At 69.8% G+C, this 18051-nt stretch carries 14 protein-coding genes; 1 reads left to right on the top strand and 13 read right to left on the bottom strand.

Annotation, left to right across the window (positions count from 1 at the left end; all coding sequences use genetic code 11):
* The first annotated feature begins 247 nt into the window (after positions 1-247).
* Positions 248-3376: an isoleucine--tRNA ligase gene (gene ileS, locus ACY0PA_RS13000; protein WP_473084768.1), complete on the top strand. Its 3129-nt coding sequence runs from the start codon at positions 248-250 to the stop codon at positions 3374-3376.
* Positions 3377-3565: 189 nt separating this feature from the next.
* On the opposite strand, the gene ACY0PA_RS13005 is transcribed toward ileS, so the two are convergent.
* The 13 genes from ACY0PA_RS13005 to ACY0PA_RS13065 all read right to left on the bottom strand — a co-directional run bounded on the left by ACY0PA_RS13005 (position 3566) and on the right by ACY0PA_RS13065 (position 18044).
* Positions 3566-4765, bottom strand: a complete 1200-nt coding sequence (locus tag ACY0PA_RS13005; protein WP_473084769.1) for a DivIVA domain-containing protein — start codon at positions 4763-4765, stop codon at positions 3566-3568.
* A gap of 46 nt (positions 4766-4811) precedes the next feature.
* Positions 4812-5096, bottom strand: a complete 285-nt coding sequence (locus ACY0PA_RS13010) for a YggT family protein (RefSeq protein WP_033318070.1) — start codon at positions 5094-5096, stop codon at positions 4812-4814.
* A 74-nt stretch (positions 5097-5170) separates the two neighbouring features.
* A complete protein-coding gene (locus tag ACY0PA_RS13015; RefSeq protein ID WP_384000567.1) occupies positions 5171-5809 on the bottom strand; it encodes a cell division protein SepF in 639 nt (212 codons plus the stop codon).
* A 127-nt stretch (positions 5810-5936) separates the two neighbouring features.
* Positions 5937-6656 carry a YggS family pyridoxal phosphate-dependent enzyme gene (locus ACY0PA_RS13020; RefSeq protein ID WP_356283406.1) on the bottom strand — a complete coding sequence of 240 codons (720 nt, stop codon included), beginning with the start codon at positions 6654-6656 and terminating at the stop codon, positions 5937-5939.
* A 6-nt stretch (positions 6657-6662) separates the two neighbouring features.
* Entirely contained in the window at positions 6663-7394 is a 732-nt protein-coding gene (pgeF, locus tag ACY0PA_RS13025; RefSeq protein ID WP_473084770.1) for a peptidoglycan editing factor PgeF, read from the bottom strand.
* Between the two features lie 35 nt (positions 7395-7429).
* Entirely contained in the window at positions 7430-8638 is a 1209-nt protein-coding gene (ftsZ, locus tag ACY0PA_RS13030) for a cell division protein FtsZ (RefSeq protein ID WP_473084771.1), read from the bottom strand.
* Between the two features lie 286 nt (positions 8639-8924).
* A complete protein-coding gene (locus ACY0PA_RS13035; RefSeq protein WP_473084772.1) occupies positions 8925-9767 on the bottom strand; it encodes a cell division protein FtsQ/DivIB in 843 nt (280 codons plus the stop codon).
* Positions 9768-9946: 179 nt separating this feature from the next.
* Positions 9947-11041 (bottom strand): undecaprenyldiphospho-muramoylpentapeptide beta-N-acetylglucosaminyltransferase, encoded by a 1095-nt coding sequence (gene murG / locus ACY0PA_RS13040; protein ID WP_356283418.1) that lies wholly within the window; start codon positions 11039-11041, stop codon positions 9947-9949.
* 6 nt (positions 11042-11047) lie between these two features.
* Entirely contained in the window at positions 11048-12361 is a 1314-nt protein-coding gene (gene ftsW / locus ACY0PA_RS13045; protein ID WP_473084773.1) for a putative lipid II flippase FtsW, read from the bottom strand.
* Positions 12362-12447: 86 nt separating this feature from the next.
* Complete coding sequence (gene murD / locus ACY0PA_RS13050; protein ID WP_473084774.1) at positions 12448-13881, bottom strand: UDP-N-acetylmuramoyl-L-alanine--D-glutamate ligase; 1434 nt, start codon at positions 13879-13881, stop codon at positions 12448-12450.
* Positions 13878-14951 carry a phospho-N-acetylmuramoyl-pentapeptide-transferase gene (gene mraY / locus ACY0PA_RS13055; RefSeq protein WP_100592220.1) on the bottom strand — a complete coding sequence of 358 codons (1074 nt, stop codon included), beginning with the start codon at positions 14949-14951 and terminating at the stop codon, positions 13878-13880. The genes murD and mraY overlap by 4 nt, the downstream gene beginning before the upstream one ends.
* The gene (locus tag ACY0PA_RS13060; RefSeq protein ID WP_473084775.1) at positions 14948-16375 is read right to left on the bottom strand and encodes a UDP-N-acetylmuramoyl-tripeptide--D-alanyl-D-alanine ligase; all 1428 of its coding nucleotides are present in this window, start codon (positions 16373-16375) and stop codon (positions 14948-14950) included. The genes mraY and ACY0PA_RS13060 overlap by 4 nt, the downstream gene beginning before the upstream one ends.
* A gap of 4 nt (positions 16376-16379) precedes the next feature.
* Positions 16380-18044 carry a UDP-N-acetylmuramoyl-L-alanyl-D-glutamate--2,6-diaminopimelate ligase gene (locus ACY0PA_RS13065; protein WP_473084776.1) on the bottom strand — a complete coding sequence of 555 codons (1665 nt, stop codon included), beginning with the start codon at positions 18042-18044 and terminating at the stop codon, positions 16380-16382.
* Between the last annotated feature and the right edge of the window lie 7 nt (positions 18045-18051).

Consider the following 18051-nt stretch of genomic DNA (forward strand, 5'->3'; position numbering starts at 1 on the left):
GCGGTGGAAGCCCGGGGGCGAGCGCGACGCGAAGATCACCCCGGAGCCGCCGGAAGAAAGCCCCGCTCGCGGGGCGAGTAGAGCCGGCATCGCGACCCCAATGAGGGGGCTCACCGGAGCAGTCAGCGCCCCGGAGGGCCAAGGAGGGTGGTACCGCGGGAGCGCGCCGCACACGGCGTACGTCACAGACGAAGCTCTCGTCCCTCCGACGGAGACGGAAGAAACAGTGTCCGCCGGAGGAAGATCGATGACGTACCGCCAGGTGCCCGCCCAGGTCGACCTGCCCGCCCTCGAGCATGCCGTGCTCGACTTCTGGCGCGAGCAGAAGATCTTTGCCAAGAGCTTGGAGCAGTCCGAGGGACGCCCCGAGTGGGTGTTCTACGAGGGCCCGCCCACGGCCAACGGCATGCCGGGCGCCCACCACATCGAGGCCCGCGTCTTCAAGGACGTCTTCCCGCGCTTTCGCACCATGCGCGGCTATCACGTGGCCCGCAAGGCCGGCTGGGACTGCCACGGCCTGCCCGTGGAGCTGGCGGTCGAGCAGGAGCTCGGCTTCAACGGCAAGAAGGACATCGAGGCGTTCGGCATCGCCGAGTTCAACGCCATGTGCCGCGAGTCCGTGACCCGGCACACCGACGCCTTCACCGACCTGACGACCCGCATGGGTTACTGGGTCGACCTCGACGACGCGTACCGCACGATGGACCCCGCGTACATCGAGTCCGTGTGGTGGTCGCTCAAGGAGATCTTCAACAAGGGCCTGCTGACCCAGGACCACCGCGTCGCCCCCTGGTGCCCCCGCTGCGGCACCGGGCTCTCGGACCACGAGCTGGCACAGGGCTACGAGACGGTCGTCGACCCCTCCGTCTACGTCCGTTTCCCGCTCACCTCCGGTCCGCTGGCCGGCGAGGCCTCGCTCCTCGTCTGGACGACGACCCCCTGGACGCTCGTCTCGAACACGGCGGTCGCCGCGCACCCCGACGTCACCTACGTCGTCGCGACGGACGGCAACGAGAAGGTCGTCGTCGCCGAGCCCCTCGTCGAGAAGTCGCTCGGCGAGGGCTGGGAGAAGACCGGCGAGTCCTTCACCGGCGCCGAGATGGAGCGCTGGAAGTACCAACGTCCGTTCGAGCTCGTGGAGTTCCCGGCCCCGGCGCACTTTGTCGTCAACGCCGAGTACGTGACCACCGAGGACGGCACCGGTCTGGTCCACCAGTCCCCCGCGTTCGGTGAGGACGACCTCAAGGTCTGCAAGGCGTACGGCCTGCCGGTGGTGAACCCGGTCCGTCCCGACGGCACCTTCGAGGAGGACGTCCCGCTCGTGGGCGGTGTCTTCTTCAAGAAGGCGGACGAAAAGCTCACCGAGGACCTCAAGGACCGCGGCCTGCTCTTCCTGCACGTCCCGTACGAGCACAGCTACCCGCACTGCTGGCGCTGCCACACGGCGCTGCTCTACTACGCGCAGCCGTCCTGGTACATCCGCACCACGGAGATCAAGGACCGCCTTCTCCAGGAGAACGAGAAGACCAACTGGTTCCCTTCGAGCGTGAAGCACGGCCGCTTCGGCGACTGGCTGAACAACAACATCGACTGGGCGCTGTCCCGCAGCCGCTACTGGGGCACCCCCCTCCCGCTGTGGCGCTGCGAGGACGACCACCTCACCTGCGTCGGTTCGCTGGCCGAGCTCGGCGAGCTGACCGGCACCGACCTGGCGGACCTCGACCCGCACCGCCCCTTCATCGACGAGGTCACCTTCGCGTGCCCCCAGTGCGAGAAGACGGCCACGCGCGTGCCCGAGGTCATCGACGCCTGGTACGACTCGGGCTCGATGCCGTTCGCGCAGTGGGGCTACCCGTACAAGAACAAGGAGCTCTTCGAGAGCCGGTACCCGGCGCAGTTCATCTCGGAGGCCATCGACCAGACCCGCGGGTGGTTCTACACCCTCATGGCGGTCGGCACGCTCGTCTTCGACAAGTCGTCCTACGAGAACGTCGTGTGCCTCGGCCACATCCTCGCCGAGGACGGCCGCAAGATGTCCAAGCACCTGGGGAACACCCTCCAGCCGATCCCGCTGATGGACCAGCACGGCGCTGACGCCGTGCGCTGGTTCATGGCCGCCGGCGGCTCCCCCTGGGCCGCGCGCCGCGTCGGCCACGGCACGATCCAGGAAGTGGTCCGCAAGACCCTCCTGACGTACTGGAACACGGTCGCCTTCCAGGCCCTGTACGCCCGGACGTCGGACTGGTCCCCCAGTGAGGCCGACCCGGCCCCCGCCGACCGCACCGTGCTCGACCGCTGGCTGCTCTCCGAGCTGCACGCGCTCACCGACCAGGTGACGCAGGCCCTGGAGGCGTACGACACCCAGCGCGCCGGCAAGCTGCTCTCCTCGTTCGTCGACGACCTGTCGAACTGGTACGTGCGCCGCTCGCGCCGTCGCTTCTGGCAGGGCGACAAGGGGGCCCTGCGCACCCTGCACGAGGTCATCGAGACGGTCACACATCTGATGGCGCCCCTGACGCCGTTCATCACGGAGCGGGTCTGGCAGGACCTGGTGGTCCCGGTCACGCCGGACGCCCCCGAGTCGGTCCACCTGTCCACCTGGCCGGAGGCGGACCTCTCCGCCATCGACCCGGACCTGTCGCGGCAGATGGTCCTCGTCCGCCGCCTCGTCGAGCTGGGCCGCGCCACGCGCGCGGAGTCGGGCGTCAAGACCCGTCAGCCGCTGTCCCGCGCGCTGGTCGCGGCCGCGGGCTTCGAGACGCTCAACCCGGAGCTGCACGCCCAGATCACCGAGGAGCTCAACGTCTCCTCGCTGGCGTCGCTCTCCGAGGTCGGCGGCTCCCTGGTCGACACGACCGCCAAGGCGAACTTCCGCGCCCTGGGCAAGCGGTTCGGCAAGGGCGTCCAGGCGGTCGCGAAGGCGGTCGCAGAAGCGGACGCCGCCGCGCTCTCGCTCGGCCTGCGCGAAGGCACGACGTCGGTCGAGGTCGACGGCGAGACGATCACGCTGGCCCCCGACGAGGTCATCATCACGGAGACCCCGCGCGAGGGCTGGTCCGTCGCCTCGGACTCCGGCGCGACGGTGGCGCTCGACCTGGAGATCACGGAGGAGCTGCGTCAGGCGGGCCTGGCCCGTGACGCGATCCGCCTGATCCAGGAGGCCCGTAAGAACAGCGGCCTGGACGTCGCGGACCGGATCGCCCTGCGGTGGACGTCCACGGAGCCCGCGGTCGTCTCGGCCCTGTCCGAGCACGCCACGCTGATCGCGGACGAGGTGCTCGCCACGGACTTCGCCCAGGGCGAGGCCGACGACACCTACGGCGAGGCGTTCACGGACGAGCCGCTCGCCCTCACGTTCCGCCTGCGCAAGGCGTAACCCACGACCGAAGGCCCGGTCCCGCCAAAGATCTTGGCGGGACCGGGCCTTCGGCGTTTCGTCCTCACGCACAGATGAACGTCTCTGCACCTCGCCGGCGCACCGTGGATACGGCAAAGGGCCGGGCCCCCGGAAATCCGGGGGCCCGGCCCTTGAACGCTGCCGACGCCTAAGGCGTGGTCACGCCCGTCAGTTGTCGTCCTCGTCGATGAGGAAACCGCGCATCGGCGACGGAGCCTGCTGCATCGGCGCGGGACCCTGCGGCCGCACCGGCGCCATCGGCTGGGTCATCGCCGGCGACATCTGCTGCTGGCCACCGTAGGACGGACCGGCCGGAGGCTGGTTGCCGCCCATGGTCTGGTTGCCGCCGTAGGACGGGGCACCCGCACCGGCCGACGCCATGGAAGGCGCGGGCGACGGCGGCAGCGACGCGGTTGCCGGCGTCCGCGGGGGAGCCAGCGAGTCGTCGGCCTGGGTCTCCAGCTGACGCAGCTGCGACTCGAGGTAGGACTTCAGACGCGTGCGGTACTCGCGCTCGAAGCCACGCAGGTCCTCGACCTTGCGCTCCAGCGTGGCGCGGGCGGACTCCAGGGAGCCCATCGCGACGCGGTGCTTCTCCTGCGCGTCCCGCTCCAGGGCGTCGGCCTTGGCACGGGCGTCACGCTCGAGACCCTCGGCGCGGCTGCGGGCCTCGCCGACGATCTTGTTGGCCTCGGAACGGGCCTCCGCGATCGCCTGGTCGGCGGTCTGCTGCGCAAGGGAGAGGACACGGGCGGCGCTGTCGCCACCGGGGCCCTGACCGGGCTGCGGCATCTGCGGACCGTGACCGCCCATGGGGCCACCCATCGGACCGCCCATGGGACCGCCCATCGGGCCGCCCATCTGCTGCTGCAGCTGGCCCTGGCCCATCTGGCCCTGGCCCATCTGCCCCTGACCGAGCTGGTTCTGGCCGGGGTGACCCTGGCCGGGGTGGCCCTGACCCATCGGGCCGGGACCCTGCGGACCGCCCTGCGGACCGTGTCCACCGGGGCCTGCGGGCAGCTGCGGCGCACCGCTGGGCAGCTGGGGCGGGCCGCCCATGGGGCCACCCATCTGCTGCTGCGGCTGCACCGGCTGCGGACCCGATATTGCGGCGGGCACCGGCGCACCGGGACCGCGCTGGTCCTGCGGTTCCGGAGGCTTGCGCATACCGCCCTGCTGCTGGTTCTGCGCAGCGGCGCGGGTGGCTGCGGCGAGCTTCGCGCGCAGGTCCTCGTTCTCTCGGAGAAGGCGAGTCAGTTCGCCTTCGACCTCGTCGAGGAAGGCATCGACCTCGTCCTCGTCATAGCCTTCTCGGAGGCGGACGGTCGTGAACTGCTTGTTCCGCACGTCCTCGGGGGTCAACGGCATCTCTTCACCTCAACGTAGTCGTCGGCATTCGGCAAGACCGTATCGTTCACAGCCGGCTCACGACGGAGATCAGGATGTAGACGATGATCATCAGTACGAAGAAGGACAGGTCGAGCGCCACGCCCCCGAGACGCAGCGGCGGAATGAACCGCCGCAGAAGCTTGAGCGGTGGATCAGTGACAGTGTAGGTGGCCTCAAGTACGACCACCATCGCCTTGCCGGGTTGCCACGAGCGGGCGAACTGGAAGACGTAGTCCATGACCAGCCGGAAGATCAGCACGATGAGGAAACACATCAGCGCGATGTAGACAACATCCAAAACCACGCTCATGTCTGCGGTTCCCTCTCCCCTGTGTCTCGTGCCTCGTTGCCAGTACTGCACCGGCACTTCACCGGTGCTGCGTCTCAGCTCTGGTTGAAGAACCCGCCCTCTGCGATGCGGGCCTTGTCCTCTGCCGTGACATCGACGTTAGCAGGCGACAACAGGAACACCTTCTGCGTCACCCGCTCAATGCTGCCGTGCAGACCGAAGACAAGGCCGGCGGCAAAGTCGACAAGTCGCTTCGCGTCGGTGTCGTCCATCTCCGTCAGATTCATGATCACAGGAGTGCCCTCACGGAAGTGTTCCCCGATGGTACGGGCCTCGTTGTACGTCCGGGGGTGCAGCGTCGTGATGCGGTAGGGCTCCCGCTCGGACACAACCTTGGGCATGATCACCGGTGCGTTCTTCTCCAGGCTCTGGCGTTCAGGTGTGATGGATGCCACGGGGGCGATTCGCGCCGGACGTCCGGATTCCGCGGGCAGCGGGGCCGGTTCGCGCTGGGCGGGAGGCTGCACCACTCGTACCGATTCGTCCCGTTGGGACTGGTGTGGCTGATGAGTGTTGTGCGACTGATGCGAGGGTTCGTGCCGCCTGCGGTCCCGCTCGGGTTCGGGGTCCAGCTCGGGCTCGAAGTCGTCGTCGGGGTCGAAGCCCCGGCCGTCGTACCCATCGTCCTCCACGAGGCCGAGGTAGACCGCCATCTTGCGCATCGCGCCGGCCATTGCTCTGAGTCCTCCGCTCTGTGGTGGATCGGCTGACGTCAACCGAAGTGCCTGCGATCCACGCGATCTCCCCGCCCATCAGCGAGAATGACCATATTTTCTGCTGTGGTCCGACTTCTTGGCGACGTTACCCGAGCCTGGGTCGGACTCCGAGTACCGCCGTACCGACGCGCACATGTGTCGCTCCGGCCGCCACGGCCTGTTCGAGGTCCGCACTCATCCCTGCTGACACCATGTTCGCAGCCGGATGAGCCCGGCGCAGGTCAGTCGACAAATCCATCAGCCGCTCGAACGCGGCCTGTTGGCGGTCCGCGTACGGGCCGGTCAGCGGTGCGACCGTCATCAGACCGTCGAGGCGCAAACCGGGAGCGTCCGCCACAAGTGCCGCCAACTCCCCGATTCCGCCCGGCCCCACGCCACCGCGCTCACCCCGCCCGTTCTCCCCGGCGTCGAGCGCGACCTGGATCAGGCAGCCGAGTTCGCGCTCCGCACGCACGGCCGCCGTCGACAGCGACGTGACGAGCTTCGAGCGGTCGACGGACTGCACGACATCGGCATAACCGACCACGGAGCGAACCTTGTTGGTCTGCAGCTGACCGACAAAGTGCCACCGGAGCGGCAGGTCCGCGCATTCCGCTGCCTTGGGTGCCGCGTCCTGGTCGCGGTTCTCGGCGACATCGCGCACACCGAGTTCCGACAAGATCCGCACATCGCTCGCGGGGTACGTCTTGGTGACCACGATCAGGGTCACTTCCTCGCGCTTACGGCCTGCGGCGACGCACGCCGAAGCGATGCGCTCCTCCACCTGCGCCAGATTTGCTGCGAGTTGAGCCTTACGGTCCGTCATGTCCCATCAGTCCAGCCAGACATAGCCAGCGAGCCGACCGGTGGTGCGGTCGCGGCGGTACGAGAAGTGGTCGTGCGACTCCAGGGTGCACACCGGCGACTGCTGCCGGTCACGCACCCCGAGCCGCTCCAGCTGGGCATGCACTCCGGCGGTCACATCGACGGCGGGGGTGCCCCAGCTGGTTTCGGCGTACGCCGCGGGTTCCACGGCGGCCACCTCGGCGCGCATCCCGTCCGGGACTTCGTAGCACTTCCCGCAGACGGCGGGGCCGGTGCGGGCCACGATGCGGGCGGGTTCGGCGCCGAGTTCCACCATCGCCGCGACCGCCGCGGGGACGACTCCGGCGACCATGCCGGGGCGTCCGGCGTGGGCGGCGGCGGCGATTCCCGCGACGGGGTCGGCGAGCAGGACCGGGGTGCAGTCCGCGGTGAGCACGGCGAGAGCGAGTCCGCGCCGTGCGGTGACGATCGCGTCGACGGACGGGATGTCGGCGGCCGTACCCCACGGCCCGTCGACCACCGCGACGTCCGGGCCGTGCACCTGGTTCATCCAGACCACGTGCGCCGGGTCGAAGCCGAGCGACTGCGCCGCGCTCTTGCGGTTGGCGTGGACGGCGGCCGGGTCGTCGCCGACCGCGCCGCCGAGGTTGAGCTCCTCGTACGGAGCGGCGCTCACCCCGCCCCACCGGTCGGTGAAGGCGAAGTGGGCGCCGCTCGCGTGGTCGCGCTGTCCTATCACTTCAGGAGATCACTTCTGCAGTTCACGTGTGCCGGTCACTTCAGGAAGTCCGGCACGTCCAGCTCTTCGGCCTGGCTGTCCTGGTAGGGACGGGCCGGCGGAATCTGCGGCGCGACCGGGGCGGACGGCAACTCGTTCGCCGGGGCGGCCTCGACGGGCTCCGGAGCCTTCGGTTCGTCGCGCGGGGTGACGCTGCCGAGGCTGCCGAAGGACGGGCGGGCCTCGGTGGCTCGCGGTGCCGGCTCCTCGCGCTTGGCGGACGCGCCGCCGATCACGTTGTCCCGCTTGGACGGCGGCTGTCCGCCGTCGAAGCCGGCCGCGATGACCGTGACCCGCACCTCGTCGCCCAGGGCGTCGTCGATGACGGCGCCGAAGATGATGTTGGCCTCGGGGTGTGCGGCCTCACTGACCAGCTGCGCCGCCTCGTTGATCTCGAAGAGACCGAGGTCGGAGCCGCCGGAGATGGAGAGCAGCACGCCGCGGGCGCCGTCGATGGACGCTTCGAGGAGCGGCGAGGAGATCGCCATCTCCGCGGCGGCCACCGCGCGGTCGTCGCCGCGGGCGGAGCCGATGCCCATGAGCGCCGAACCGGCCTCGGACATGACCGACTTGACGTCGGCGAAGTCGAGGTTGATCAGGCCGGGCGTGGTGATCAGGTCGGTGATGCCCTGGACACCGGACAGCAGGACCTGGTCGGCCGACTTGAAGGCGTCGAGGACGGAGACCTGCCGGTCCGAGATGGACAGGAGACGGTCGTTGGGGATGACGATGAGGGTGTCGACCTCTTCGCGGAGCTCGGCGATGCCGTCCTCCGCCTGGTTCGCCCGGCGCCGGCCCTCGAAGGTGAACGGCCGGGTGACCACACCGATCGTCAGGGCGCCCAGCGAGCGTGCGATGTTGGCGACGACAGGTGCGCCGCCAGTGCCGGTGCCACCGCCTTCGCCGGCGGTGACGAAGACCATGTCGGCCCCCTTGAGGACCTCCTCGATCTCCTCGCGGTGATCCTCGGCCGCCTTGCGCCCGACGGCCGGATTGGCTCCGGCGCCGAGTCCGCGGGTGAGTTCACGGCCGACGTCGAGCTTGACGTCCGCGTCGCTCATCAACAGGGCTTGCGCGTCGGTGTTGATGGCGATGAACTCGACGCCCTTGAGACCGACCTCGATCATCCGGTTGATGGCATTGACACCACCGCCGCCGACACCGATGACTTTGATGACTGCGAGGTAGTTCTGCGGTGCTGCCACGTCGAAGGCCTCTCGCCTCGAGTTACGTGTCGCCGCCTCGCATTGGTACGTTGCGACGACTGATGCCGAATTGGGGCGGCCCGGACTGCTTGGTCTGCCGACCCGAACCCTAACGCTGAAGTTTAGGGTTACCAGTGTGTCTGTTCCCTGGACTCTTCCGAACAGGACACTAAGTCGACAAGTGGCGCACGTTCAACGAACACGCCGAACCTCCCGTTTTTCTTTTCACCCTATGTGATCAGCCGTAGCAGTGCCCAACCAGGGTGCTGGCCTGCGCTGATGTGCGTCAACTCCCCGATGACGCAGGGGCGGTGGGGACACTTACGTCGAAGTGCCGCGCCTTCGGGGCCGCTTTCATGAGGGCGGTGAGCGTGGTCGCCTTGGTGTCGCCCTTCTCACCACTTCCCCATGCGACGGTGCGGCCGCCGCTCAGTTCCACGGACACATCGTCGTACGAACGGACCCTGACCGCACGGGTGTCACGGGCCACGGCCGGGGGCAGATCGCCCGCGACGCGGACCGCCTCACGCACCAGACGGTCGGGCCCGAAGCGCCGAAGGCTTGCCGCGGCGCCCGACTGATCCGGCGTCAATTCCAGTCGGGGAACGCCCCGGGGTGCCTTCTGTACGGTCGCGAAACGGACACCCTTGGCGTCAATTTCGACGAACTTGCCCGCGTTGGTGCCCCCTTCGCGATTTCCGCCCTTACCGCCGTTTTTACCGTTTTCGGCAATCAGGACCGGCTTGCGCTCGGTCACTTTCAATCCGATTCCGTGCGGCCAGGAACGCGTGACCTCAACCGAGTCGATCCGGGGCAATTTCCGGCGAAGACGGTCCTCAATGGCACCCGTATCGACGGAAATCAGCGGGGCGCCGACCGGAACGGCTGCGGCCGCGCGCACTTGAGCGGACGTCAGGACTTCGGTCCCCGAGGTCGTCACGCGCTCCACCCTCAGCCACTGAGAGCCGTACAGGAGCCAGATGGCGCCGGCGCCGAGCAGGAGAAGCGCGACCCCCGTCACGATCAGGAGGCGCGGGCGCGGCAGACGCAGGCGGCCCCGAGGGGGCCGGGGCGGGCCGGACTTCGGCTTGTGCCGCTCGCCGCGGTCTGCGGTCGTCGGTCCGGCCACGCGCACGCTCCCCTTCTCCTGGCTCCGTTCGCCTCCGGGGCACCTCAGCCGGTGTTGAGAGCCCGACCGTGCTCAGCCCTTCGGGCCTCCGCGCTCCCCCACTCTCGAATTTACTCGAGCGGGGGGACCCCCATGACCTCTCGACACCGGCGCGCCCCTTCGGCTCACTCGCCGATTTGTCACTGGCGGTGGCGTGAGGCGATCGCCTCACGCACCATGCCGACGAGCAGCTCGTCGGCGTCCCGGCGGCCGAACTCGGAGGCGGCGCGGGACATCTCGTACAGCCGGTGCGGGTCGCCGAGCACGGGCAGGACGTTGCCCATGATCCACTCGGGCGTCAGTTCCGCGTCGTCGACAAGCAGTCCGCCGCCGGCCTTGACCACCGGCTGGGCGTTGAGTCGCTGTTCGCCGTTGCCGATGGGCAGCGGGACGTAGGCGGCGGGGAGCCCGACGGCGGAGAGTTCGGCGACGGTCATCGCGCCCGCGCGGCAGAGCATCATGTCGGCCGCGGCGTACGCGAGGTCCATCCGGTCCACGTACGGTACCGGGATGTACGGGGGCATCCCCGGCATCTGCTGGACGTGCGGCAGTTCGTTCTTCGGGCCGACGACGTGCAGGATCTGGATGCCGGACTGCTGGAGCAGCGGAGCGACCCGCTGGACGACCTCGTTGAGGCGACGGGCGCCCTGGGAGCCGCCGGAGACGAGGAGCGTCGGCAGGTTCGGGTCGAGGCCGAAGGCGGCGCGCGCCTCGGGCCGTACGCGCGCCCGGTCGAGCGTGGCGATGGTGCGGCGCAGCGGGATGCCGATGTAGCGGGAGCCGCGCAGCTTGCTGTCGGGCGTCGAGACCGCGACGCCCGCGGCGTAGCGGGAACCGATCTTGTTGGCGAGGCCGGGGCGGGCGTTGGCCTCGTGCACGACGATCGGCACACCGAGGCGCTTGGCCGCGAGGTAGCCGGGCAGGGCGACATAGCCGCCGAAGCCGACGACGCAGTCCGCCTTGGTGCGCTCCAGGATCTGCTCGGCCGCCTTGATCGTGCCGCGCAGCCGGCCCGGGACGGTGATCAGTTCAGGGGTTGGCTTGCGCGGCAGCGGTACGGCGGGGATCAGCGCGAGTTCGTATCCGCGCTCGGGTACGAGCCGCGTCTCGAGCCCCTTCTCCGTACCGAGGGCCGTGATGCCCACGGTCGGGTCCTGCCTGCGCAGGGCGTCCGCGAGGGCGAGCGCGGGCTCGATGTGGCCGGCGGTCCCCCCGCCGGCGAGTACGACATGCACCGAAATTCACCGCTCTCCGGACGTACGCGCCGTGGCGCGCCGTCGCATCGTGTTCCATCTCATCCGAGGCTGCCGCATGGCCAGGGCCGCCCGCGCCGCGGGTTCCTGCCGCGCGAACGCGATCAGAAGTCCTACGGCGAACATGGTCGGCAGCAGAGCTGACCCCCCGTACGAGAACAGCGGGAGCGGGACACCGGCGATCGGCAGGAGACCGAGCACCGCACCGAGGTTGACCACGGCCTGAGCCGTGATCCAGGTGGTCACGCCACCCGCGGCGTACCTCACGAAGGGGTCCTCCGTGCGTCCGGCCACGCGGATACCCGCATAGCCTAGAGCCGCGTACAGGGCGAGCACCGACAGCGTCCCCGCAAGGCCCAGTTCCTCACCGGTGATGGCGAAGATGAAGTCGGTGTGCGCTTCGGGGAGTTGGCCCCATTTTTCCACACTCGCACCGAGCCCGGATCCGAAGAATCCGCCCGAAGCGAGGGCGTAGATGCCGTGCAGTCCCTGCCAGCAGATGTCGTCGGGGCCCGCGTCCGTGGAGCCGAGGCAGGACAGGCGTGCCATGCGGTTCGGGCTGGTCCTGATGAGGAAGACGCCGATGGCGGCCGCGACGGAGAGCACACCGACGAACAGACGGGTGGGCGCCCCGGCCAGCCAGAGCAGTCCGAAGAGGATGGCGGTGAGCAGGATCGCCGTGCCCATGTCGCCGCCGAGCATGATCAGTCCGAGCAGCAGGAAGGCCACCGGGACGAGCGGCACCAGCATGTGTTTCCACTGGCTGAGCAGCCGCTTGTCGTGCTTGCGCGCCATGAGGTCCGCGCCCCACAGGACGAGGGCCAGCTTCCCGAACTCGCTGGGCTGGAGCATGAAGGGGCCGCCCAGCGAGATCCAGTTCTGGTTGCCCCCGATGGAGACTCCTATCCCCGGCACCTGCACGAGGACCATCAGGAAGACGCTGCCGGCGAGCAGCGGGTAGGCCAGCGCGCGGTGCAGCTTCACCGGCATCCGCATGGCGGCGAACAGCAGGGCCCCGCCGATCACCGCCGCGAGGAACTGCTTGCGGAAGTAGTACGAGCTGGGCAGCCCGTTCTGCAGGGCCGTGATCATCGAGGCCGAGTAGACCATCACCAGGCCGAGCACGGTGATCAGGAGGCTGGAGCCTAGGATCAGGTAGTACGCGGTGAGGGGGCGGTCCCAGGCGCGGCGGGCCTGGGTGCAGAGGCGCCGTACGGGGCTGACGCGGGCCGGCCCGGCCGGTTTCTTCGGGGGTCGCGCCGCCGGGGACCGCCGGGCCGCCCGCGCGCTGCTGCCGGGCATCAGCTCACCCCACCGCTGTACGACGATGACGCTGCCACGATCCCCTCCCGAGGGTGCCCGGCGTCACCGGGCACCCGAAGGCCCCGTCAGACGCTCGTGGAGCCGAGTTCGCGGACCGCTTCCGCGAACGCGTCGCCACGCTTGTTGTAGTTGGTGAACATGTCCATCGACGCGCAGGCCGGGGCCATCAGCACGGTGTCCCCCGGCCGGGCGAGCCGCGCGGCCTCCTGGACCGCCTGCGACATCGCACCAGTGTCGGTCCGGTCGAGGTCGACCACCGGGACGTGAGGGGCGTGTCGCGCGAGGGCTTCCCGGATCAGCGCGCGGTCCTGGCCGATCAGGACGACCCCGCGCAGCCGCTTCGCCGACCTGGTGACGAGCTCGTCGAAGGTCGCGCCCTTGGCGAGCCCGCCCGCGATCCACACGATCGACTCGTACGCGGCCAAAGAGGCTTCCGCGGCATGGGTGTTGGTCGCCTTGGAGTCGTCGATGTAGGCGACCGAGTCGACGTCGGCGACGTGCGCGATGCGGTGCGCGTCCGGCGTGAAGGCGCGCAGTCCGTCGCGTACGGCGGCGGGCTCGACGCCGAAGGCGCGTGCGAGGGCGGCTGCCGCGAGGGCGTTCGCGATGTTGTGCGGGGCGGGCGGGTCGACGTCCGCGACCTCGGCGAGCTCCTGGGCGTTCTTGTGCCGGTTGTCGACGAAGGCCCGGTCGACCAGGATGCCGTCCACGACGCCGAGTTGGGAGGGGCCCGGCGTGCCGAGGGTGAAGCCGATCGCGCGACAGCCCTCCTCGACGTCGGCCTCGCGGACCAGGTCCTCGGTCGACGGCTTGTCGGTGGCGTCGACGTTGTAGACGCAGGCGACCTGATTGCCCTCGTAGATACGGCCCTTGTCGGCGGCGTACGCCTCCATGGAGCCGTGCCAGTCGAGGTGGTCGGGCGCGAGGTTGAGGACCACCCCGGAGTGGGCGCGCAGCGAGGGCGCCCAGTGCAGCTGGTACGAGGAGAGCTCGACGGCGAACACGTCGTACGCGTCGTCGCCTTCGAGTACGACGTCGATGATCGGCGTGCCGATGTTGCCGACGGCGGCCGTGCTCAGGCCCGCCGCTTCCAGGATCGACGCGAGCATCTGCGTCGTGGTGGTCTTGCCGTTGGTGCCCGTGACGGCGAGCCAGGGAGCGGCGCCGGGGCCGCGCAGGCGCCAGGCGATCTCCACGTCCCCGACGACGTCCACGCCGGCCTGCGCCGCCGCCGCGAAGAGCGGGGACGAGGGCTTCCAGCCCGGTGACGTGACGACGAGTTCGGTGCCTTCGGGGAGCGTCTCGGCGTCCCCGAGCCGGGCCGCGACGCCGAGCTGCGCGAGCTCGGCCGCCCTGGCGCGGTGCGCCTCGCTGTCGCCGCCGTCCACGACCGTGACCGACGCGCCGAGGCCGGCCAGGGCGCGGGCGGCGCTGATGCCGCTCACGCCGAGACCGGCGACGGTGACTCGCTTGTTCTGCCAGTCGGACCCAGTGGTCACTTGTCGGCTGCCCATCCCGCGTAGAAGAGGCCGAGTCCGACGATCACGCACATGCCCTGGATGATCCAGAAGCGGACCACCACAAGGACTTCGGACCAGCCCTTGAGTTCGAAGTGGTGTTGCAGTGGCGCCATGCGGAAGACGCGCTTGCCGGTGAGCCGGAAGGAGCCGACCTGGATGACCACGGACATGGTGATCAGGACGAACAGGCCGCCGAGCAGAGCGAGCAGGAACTCCGTGCGGGAGCAGATGGCCAGACCCGCGAGGGCGCCGCCGAGCGCGAGGGAGCCGGTGTCACCCATGAAGATCTTCGCGGGCGAGGTGTTCCACCACAGGAAGCCGAAGCAGGCGCCCATCAGGGCGGATGCGACGACGGCCAGGTCGAGTGGGTCTCTGACTTCGAAACAGGCGGCGGGGTTGGTGAGGGTCTGCGCGTTGGCGCAGGACTCCTGGAACTGCCAGACACCGATGAAGGTGTACGCGCCGAAGACCATCACGGAGGCGCCGGTGGCGAGGCCGTCGAGGCCGTCCGTGAGGTTCACGCCGTTCGACATCGCGAGGATCATGAACAGCGCCCAGACCACGAACAGGACCGGGCCGATCGTCCAGCCGAAGTCCTGCACGAAGGAGAGCTTCGTGGAGGCCGGGGTGTTGCCGCGGTTGTCGGCGAACTGGAGCGAGAGCACCGCGAAGGCGATGCCGACGGTCAGCTGTCCGGCCATCTTCGCCTTGGCCCGCAGGCCGAGCGAGCGGCGCTTGACGATCTTGATGTAGTCGTCGAGGAAACCGACCAGGCCCATGCCGCCCATCAGGCCGAGCACCAGCAGGCCCGACAGGGTCGGCGCGGCGCCGGTGATGATCTTGCTCATGAAGTACGCGATGAACGTCGCCAGGATGAAGGCGATACCACCCATCGTCGGCGTACCGCGCTTGGCATGGTGCTCGCGCGGGCCGTCGTCACGGATGTACTGGCCATAGCCCTTGCGCGCAAGGAGCTTGATCAGCAGGGGCGTCCCGATCAGGGTCAGGAAGAGCCCGATCACACCCGCGAAGAGGATCTGCTTCATCATCGGGCAGCAACCTCGCCCACGTTGTCGCCGTCGACGGCGAGCAGCGCCTGCGCGACGCTCTCCAGGCCCACCGACCTGGAGGCCTTCACGAGCACGACGTCACCCGGGCGCAGCTCGCTGCGCAACAGGTCGACAGCCGCCTGTGCGTCGGACACGTGCACCGACTCCTCACCCCACGAACCCTCGTTATAGGCGCCCAGTTGCAGCCAGGACGCTTCCCTGCCCCCGACTGCCACGAGCTTGCTGACGTTGAGCCGGACGGCAAGCCGTCCGACCGCGTCGTGCTCGGCCAGCGCCTCGTCCCCGAGCTCGGCCATATGACCGAGCACCGCCCATGTACGACCCCCCTTTGCCCGCCGGGTCTTGCCCATCGCTGCGAGCGCTCGCAGAGCGGCTCGCATGGACTCGGGGTTCGCGTTGTAGGCGTCGTTGACGACTGTCACGCCGTCCGGGCGCTCGGTGACCTCCATACGCCAGCGGGACAGTGTGCCCGCCTCGGAGAGCGCGAGGGCGATCTCCTCCACGGACATGCCAAGGTCATGGGCGACGGCGGCCGCGGCGAGCGCGTTCGACACGTGGTGCTCACCGTACAGGCGCAAGGTCACGTCGCTGCACCCGGAGGGTGTGCGAAGGCTGAAGGAAGGCTGTCCGTTCTCCGTGAGCCGGACATTCTCGGCGCGTACGTCGGCGTCGGCGCCCTCTCCGAAGAGCAGCACCTTCGCCTTCGTGCGGGAGGCCATCGCGCGGACCAGCGGGTCGTCGGCGTTGAGGATCGCGGTGCCGTCGGCCGGCAGGCTCTCGACGAGCTCGCCCTTGGCCTCGGCGATCTGCTCACGGCCGCCGAACTCGCCGATGTGCGCGGTGCCGACGTTGAGGACGACGCCGATCCTCGGCGGGGTCAGACCGGTGAGGTACCGGATGTGGCCCTTGCCGCGCGCACCCATCTCCAGGACGAGGTAGCGGGTGTCGTCGGTGGCGCTCAGCGCGGTCAGCGGCAGGCCGATCTCGTTGTTGAGCGAGCCCGGCGTGAAGACCGTGGGCGCCTTGCGGCGCAGGACCTGGGCGATCAGGTCCTTGGTGCTGGTCTTGCCGGCGGAACCGGTGAGCGCGACGAGGGTGGCGCCGAGCCGTTCGACGACGGTGCGCGCCAGCGCGCCGAGGGCGGCCTGCACGTCGTCGACAACGATGGCGGGCACCCCGACCGGGCGCGAGGCGAGCACGGCGGCCGCTCCGGCGTCCACCACGGCGGCCGCGTAGTCGTGGCCGTCGACGCGCTCGCCGACGAAGGCGACGAAGAGGCTGCCGGGCTCCACTTCACGGGAGTCCCTGACGACCGGTCCGGTGACCTGGACGGACAGATCCGGTATGTCGTACGTCTGCCCGCCGACGACTGTGGCGATCTCGGCGAGGGAGAGGGCGATCACAACTTCATCCCTGGGTTTGCTGGATAGCTTCGCGAAGCACCAGGCGGTCGTCGAAGGGACGCACCACCCCGGCGATGTCCTGGCCCTGCTCGTGGCCCTTGCCCGCGATCAGGACGGTGTCGCCCGGCTGTGCGCGGGCGACCACGGCGGCGATGGCCGCCGCCCTGTCCTCGAAGACCTGGACCTCGCCGCGCTCGTGGGCCGGCACCTCGGCGGCTCCGGCGAGCATCGTGGCGAGGATCGCGAGGGGGTCCTCGGAGCGGGGGTTGTCCGATGTCAGTACGGCGGTGTCGGCGAGCCGGGCGGCGGCGGCGCCCATCGGCATCCGCTTGGTGATGTCACGGTCGCCGCCGCAGCCGAGCACGATGTGCAGCTTGTTCTCGGTGACCTTGCGCAGCGCGCGCAGCACGGACTCGACGGCGTCGGTCTTGTGCGCGTAGTCGACGACCGCGAGGTAGGCCTGGCCGGCGTCGACGCGCTCCAGGCGGCCGGGGACACCCGGCACGGCGGCGACGCCGTCCGCGGCCTGCTGCGGGTCGATGCCCGCGACGGCGAGCGCGACGATCGCGGCGAGCGCGTTGGCCACGTTGAACGGCCCGGCGAGCGGGGACTTGGCGGTGATCCGCTCGCCCTTGGGGCCGACGGCCACGAAGGCGGAGTCGAACGGGCCGACCTCGACGTCCTCGGCGCGCCAGTCGGCGTCCGGATGGCCCTCGGCGGAAAAGGTCACGACGGGCACTTCGGCCTCGCCGACCAGGCGGCGGCCGTACTCGTCGTCGAAGTTCACGACGCCCTGTTTGCTGCGTGCCCGCGTGAACAGCTGCGCCTTGGCCCGGAAGTAGTCCTCCATGTCGGAGTGGAACTCCATGTGTTCCGGGCTGAGGTTGTTGAAGACCGCCACGTCGAAGACGCAGCCGTCGACGCGGCCGAGCACGAGGGCGTGGCTGGAGACCTCCATGGCGACCGCGTCCACGCCGCGCTCGCGCATCACCGCGAACAGCGCCTGGAGGTCGGTGGCCTCGGGGGTGGTGCGCTCCGACTTGATGCGCTCGTCGCCGATGCGCATCTCGACGGTGCCGATGAGTCCGGTGCTGCGCATCTGGCGCAGGCCGCCCTCGATGAGGTAGGCCGTCGTGGTCTTGCCGGAGGTGCCGGTGATCCCGATCTGGAGCAGATCGCGGCCGGGGTGGCCGTAGATCGTGGCCGCCAGCTCGCCCATCCGCCCGCGCGGGTTCTCCACGACGAGGGCCGGCAGACCGGCCGCCTCGACGCGCTCGGCGCCCGACGGGTCCGTGAGGGCGGCGACGGCGCCGAGGCTCGCGGCCTGGGCGGCGAAGTCGGCGCCGTGGAAGCGGGCGCCGGGCAGGGCCGCGTAGATGTCGCCGGGGCGCACGGCGCGCGAGTCGTGCGTGATGCCGGTGCTCCCCGTCGACGCCGTGGGTTCTTCGGGCGCGGGGACACCCAGCTGATCTGCGAGATCGGCAAGTCGCGTCGCGGTGACCTGCACCGGTCGCGGCGGTCCCGGATATGTCACGGGAGCGCCCTTCTGGGTGGTTTGGGACTGATCAGCGTGTGGCACGGCGGTGAGCGTACCGGGCGCACCGCCCATGGAGCGAAGCGAGGGGCGTGGCGCGGGCTGGTTCCCGGGGTCCGGGGTGATCGTTGTCACGGGCTGT

The sequence above is a fragment of the Streptomyces sp. DS1-CR2 genome (assembly GCF_055760475.1).